This window comes from Nocardioides sp. NPDC057772, from assembly GCF_042798075.1.
GTDB lineage: Bacteria > Actinomycetota > Actinomycetes > Propionibacteriales > Nocardioidaceae > Nocardioides.
Genome location: NZ_JBHVKN010000297.1, coordinates 1 through 4,328, shown reverse-complemented (window position 1 = coordinate 4,328; position 4,328 = coordinate 1). Strand labels below are relative to the sequence as shown.

The window sequence follows — 4,328 nt, the reverse complement described above, 5'->3', positions numbered from 1 at the left end:
GGCCGGCGGAGCCGCCTCCACCGCGGGCTTGGCGGTCCCGAGGATCTCGACCAGCGTCGCCGGTCGGATCCTGCGGAACTTGCGCGGCTGGGTGCGGGTGCGGTCGAGCACCGCGACCTCGAGATCCTTCGCGTCGATCTCACGGTCATCGGTGTCGGTGTGGCCGAGGGCCGCGACGGCGAGCTTGATGGCGTCCTCGAGCGAGGCGCCCTCGGTGTAACGCTCCTTCAGGTAACCACCGACCGCCTCGGCCGCACCGCCGATGGCGGCGAAGCCGTGCTCGTCGACGACCTGACCGTCGTAGGTGAGCCGGTAGAGCTGGTCGCCCGCCGCGGTGTCACCGATCTCGCCGACGAACAGCTCGACCTCATAGGGCTTCTCCCCGCCCGAGGAGAAGATGGTGCCGAGGGTCTGGGCGTAGGCGTTGGCCAGGCCGCGGCCGGTGACGTCGCGCCGGTCGTAGGCGTAGCCACGCATGTCGGCCAGCCGCACCCCCGCGATGCGGAGGTTCTCGAACTCGTTGTAGCGACCCACCGCGGCGAAGGCGATCCGGTCGTAGATCTCGCTCACCTTGTGGAGCGCCGCTGAGGGGTTCTCGGAGGCGAACACGATGCCGTCGGCGTACTGCAGCGAGACCAGGGCCCGGCCGCGGGAGATGCCCTTGCGCGCGAAGTCCGCGCGGTCACGCATCAACTGCTCGGGAGAGACGTAGAAGGGAGTGCTCATGGCTCAGGCCTCCAGCTCTGCGATGGGACCGTCGGGCCGCTGGAGCCTCCCGGCGATGACAGCCTCCGCGACGGCCGCGACCTCGGCGTCGGGCAGGGTGCGCCCGCCGTCGGCCGTGATGACGTGCACCAGCGGGAACAGCTTGCGGGACAGGTCGGGGCCCCCGGTGGCCGAGTCGTCGTCGGCGGCGTCGTAGAGCGCCTGGACCAGCACCGCGACCAAGGTCGCCTCGTCGAGGTCAGGGCGGTAGAGCTTCTTCAGGGCACCCTTGGCGAACAACGAGCCCGAACCCACGCCGGCGTATCCGGTCTGCTCGTAGCGGCCGCCGGTCGGGTCGTACCCATAGATCTTGCCGACCCCCGCGTCGGGGTCGAACCCGACGAAGAGCGGCACCACGACCAGGCCCTGCATGGCCATCGCGAGGTTGCCGCGGACGAGCGCTGAGAGGCGGCTGGCCTTGCCCTCGATGGAGAGGGTGGTGCCCTCGATCTTCTCGTAGTGCTCCAGCTCGGTCTGGAAGAGCTTGACCAGCTCGACCGCGAGGCCCGCGGAGCCGGCGATGCCGACCGCGGAGTATTCGTCGGACGGGAACACCTTGCGCATGTCGCGCTCGGCGATCAGGTTGCCCTGCGTCGCGCGCCGGTCACCGGCGATGATCACGCCACCGGGGAAGGTGGCCGCGACGATCGTGGTGCCGTGCGGGGCGAGGTCGCCCAGGTTGCCCGGGGCCGCGTTGTGCCCCGGGAGCAGCTCAGGCGACTGGGCGGTCAGGAAATCGGCAAAGGACGAGGTGCCCGGCGTCATGTAGGCCGCCGGGATGCGGGACTCCGACATCTGCTACTGCCCGCCCTTCTGGATGAAGGACTTCACGAAGTCCTCGGCATTGGTCTCCAGGACGTCGTCGATCTCGTCCAGAATGTCGTCGACGTCGGAGTCCAGCGCTTCCTTGCGCTCGTTGACGTCGGTCTCGGGCGCGGTCTCGACGGCCTCCTCGGTCTCGGAGGACTTCTTCGGCTGCTTCTGCTCCTGTGCCATGGCACCAACCTATCCACTAGGACCGACAAACCTGAGGCAACATTGCACGATTTCGCTGAGGGAGGAAGACGTACGTTCGAACAGGCCACCCTTCGGCACGCCGGCACCCTCTTCCGGGTGGTCGGGGACGGCCCCGAACAGGTCTAGGAACTGGTCAACCGGTTGAACAGGTCCATCGCCGTGTCGGAGGAGTCGAGCAGGCCGCCGACGTGCTTCTTGGTGCCCCGCAGCGGGTCGATGGTCGGCACCCGCTGCAGCGACTCGCGCCCGGGCAGGTCGAAGATGACCGAGTCCCAGCTGGCCGCGGCGACGTTCTCGGAGTACTTCTCCAGGCAACGACCGCGGAAGTAGGCGCGGGTGTCGGTCGGCGGGTCGTGCATCGCCTTCTCGACCAGGTCGTCGGTGAGCAGACGCTCGATCCGCCCGGCGCGGACCAGACGGTGGTAGAGGCCCTTCTCCGGGCGGATGTCGGCGTACTGCAGGTCGATGAGGTGGAGCTTGGGGTCGTCCCACTCCAGGCCGTCGCGGTCGCGGTAGCCGAGCAGCAGCTTGTATTTCGCCACCCAGTCGAGCTCGGTGGCGCACTCCATCGGGTCGCGCTCGAGGCGGTCGAGCACCGACTCCCAGCGCTCGAGCACGTCCTTGGTCTGGTGGTCCGCGTCGGAGCCGTAGCGCTCCTCGACGAACTTCTTGGCCAGGTCCAGGTATTCCATCTGGAGCTGGACACCGGTCAGCTTGCGACCGTCCTTGAGCGTGATCAGGGTCTTCAGGGTCGGGTCGTGGGAGACCGCGCGCAGCGCCGAGACCGGGCCGTCGACGCTGAGGTCGCGGGTGATGTAGCCGTCCTCGATCATGGCGAGCACCAGCGACGTACTCCCGACCTTGAGGTAGGTCGAGACCTCGGCCAGGTTGGCGTCGCCGAGGATCACGTGGAGGCGGCGGTATTTCTCCGGGTCGGCGTGGGGCTCGTCGCGGGTGTTGATGATCGGCCGCTTGAGCGTGGTCTCCAGCCCGACCTCGACCTCGAAGAAGTCGGCTCGCTGGGAGATCTGGAAGCCGTGCTTGGGGCGCTCCTGGCCGATCCCCACCCGTCCGGCGCCGGCGAAGACCTGCCGGGAGACGAAGAACGGGGTCAGGTGCTTGACGATGTCGGCGAACGCGGTGCTGCGGCGCATGAGGTAGTTCTCGTGCGCGCCGTAGGAGACGCCCTTGTTGTCGGTGTTGTTCTTGTAGAGGTGGATCTGCGGGTTGCCCGGCAGCCGCACGGCCGCACGGGAGGCGTCGAGCATGACCTGCTCGCCGGCCTTGTCCCAGCGCACCGCGTCGAGCGGGTTGGTCACCTCGGGGCAGGAGAACTCCGGGTGGGCGTGGTCGACGTAGAGCCGGGCACCGTTGGTGAGGATCACGTTGGCCAGGCCCAGGTCCTCGTCGGTGAGCTGGCTGGGGTCGGCCACCTGACGCGACATGTCGAAGCCGCGCGCGTCACGCAGCGGCGACTCCTCCTCGAAGTCCCAGCGCGCTCTCCTCGCCTTCAGGGTCGAGGATGCGTACGCATTGACGACCTGCGAGGAGGCCACCATCGGGTTGGCCTGAGGCTGTCCGGCCACGGAAATTCCGTATTCGACCTCCGTGCCCATCACCCGTCGTACGCTCATGCCTGCAAGGCTACCGGCCACGTGCGCGAAGGCACGTGAGCATCCACACGCCACGCTGAGGTTGCCCCAGGTTGTTCGGCTGGGCGGCACCGGGAGGAGACCGTTGGTGAAAGGCTGTGTGCCGGGTCTACGTCGGCGACGGAGTCAGGTCATGGTGAGGTTGGGCCATGGGCACTCCTGAGATCCGGCGGGCCACCGCCGACGACCTCGACGATCTCTTCTCGATCTGTCTGCTGACCGGGGCGTCGGGCGAGGACGCCACCGAGTTCTACGACGACCCGCGGTTGCCGGGGAACATCTACGCCGCTCCCTACATCGTGCTGCGTCTCGGGCTCGGTTTCGTGGCGGTCGACGCCGACGGCGTGGTGGGCTACGTCGTCGGCACCCCGTTCACCCGTGCCTTCGAGAAGGAGTGCGAGGAGGACTGGTGGCCCGCGCTGCGCGTGGTCAACCCCGACCCCGGCCCCGACCACGACCGCAACGACTGGAACGCCCGCCTGCGCTCGTTGATCCATCGGCCGGTGCGTACGCCTGGCGAGCTGCTGAGCGACTACCCGGCGCACCTGCACATCAACCTGCTCCCCCGCGCCCAGGGCCAAGGTGTGGGCAAGGAGCTGATCGGCATGATGCTCGGCTCCTTCCACGTCGCGGGCGTACGCGGCGCCCACCTCGGCGTCAGCACCGCCAACACCCGGGCCGTCGGTTTCTACCGTCGCCTGGGGTTCACGACCATCGCCGAAACAGAGGACACGCTGCTTCTCGGGGTCCAGTGGACCGGTGAGATGGAAGAGTGAGCCGGTATGGGACTCATGGGGCTGTGGGAAGCGCGGGTGGTGCCGCGGATCGTCGACCGCACGTGCGGGATCGCTCAGCTCGAGCCGCTGCGTGAGAAGGCGTGTGAGGGCCTTCGCG

Annotated in this window: 5 protein-coding genes; 1 reads left to right on the top strand and 4 read right to left on the bottom strand. The window is 68.3% G+C overall.

Annotated elements, in window-relative coordinates:
* The 4 genes from prcA to dop form a co-directional block, all read right to left on the bottom strand.
* Positions 1–726: proteasome subunit alpha (gene prcA / locus ACFVJS_RS26560; RefSeq protein ID WP_378886558.1), on the bottom strand; the 726-nt coding region annotated here is incomplete at its 3' end.
* Between the two features lie 3 nt (positions 727–729).
* Complete coding sequence (gene prcB / locus ACFVJS_RS26555; RefSeq protein WP_378886557.1) at positions 730–1,560, bottom strand: proteasome subunit beta; 831 nt, start codon at positions 1,558–1,560, stop codon at positions 730–732.
* Positions 1,561–1,563: 3 nt separating this feature from the next.
* Positions 1,564–1,761 (bottom strand): ubiquitin-like protein Pup, encoded by a 198-nt coding sequence (locus ACFVJS_RS26550; protein WP_045550810.1) that lies wholly within the window; start codon positions 1,759–1,761, stop codon positions 1,564–1,566.
* A 143-nt stretch (positions 1,762–1,904) separates the two neighbouring features.
* Positions 1,905–3,416: a depupylase/deamidase Dop gene (gene dop, locus ACFVJS_RS26545; protein ID WP_378886556.1), complete on the bottom strand. Its 1,512-nt coding sequence runs from the start codon at positions 3,414–3,416 to the stop codon at positions 1,905–1,907.
* A gap of 167 nt (positions 3,417–3,583) precedes the next feature.
* On the opposite strand from dop, the gene ACFVJS_RS26540 reads away from it, so the two are divergent.
* Positions 3,584–4,210 carry a GNAT family N-acetyltransferase gene (locus tag ACFVJS_RS26540; RefSeq protein WP_378886555.1) on the top strand — a complete coding sequence of 209 codons (627 nt, stop codon included), beginning with the start codon at positions 3,584–3,586 and terminating at the stop codon, positions 4,208–4,210.
* The last annotated feature ends 118 nt before the right edge of the window (positions 4,211–4,328 follow it).

Excerpts from the sequence above, each read along its gene's own strand:
- prcB (WP_378886557.1), bottom strand. The coding sequence starts at position 1,560 with ATGTCGGAGTCCCGCATCCCGGCGGCCTACATGACGCCGGGCACCTCG.
- dop (WP_378886556.1), bottom strand. The coding sequence starts at position 3,416 with ATGAGCGTACGACGGGTGATGGGCACGGAGGTCGAATACGGAATTTCC.
- ACFVJS_RS26540 (WP_378886555.1), top strand. The coding sequence starts at position 3,584 with ATGGGCACTCCTGAGATCCGGCGGGCCACCGCCGACGACCTCGACGAT.
- ACFVJS_RS26550 (WP_045550810.1), bottom strand. The coding sequence starts at position 1,761 with ATGGCACAGGAGCAGAAGCAGCCGAAGAAGTCCTCCGAGACCGAGGAG.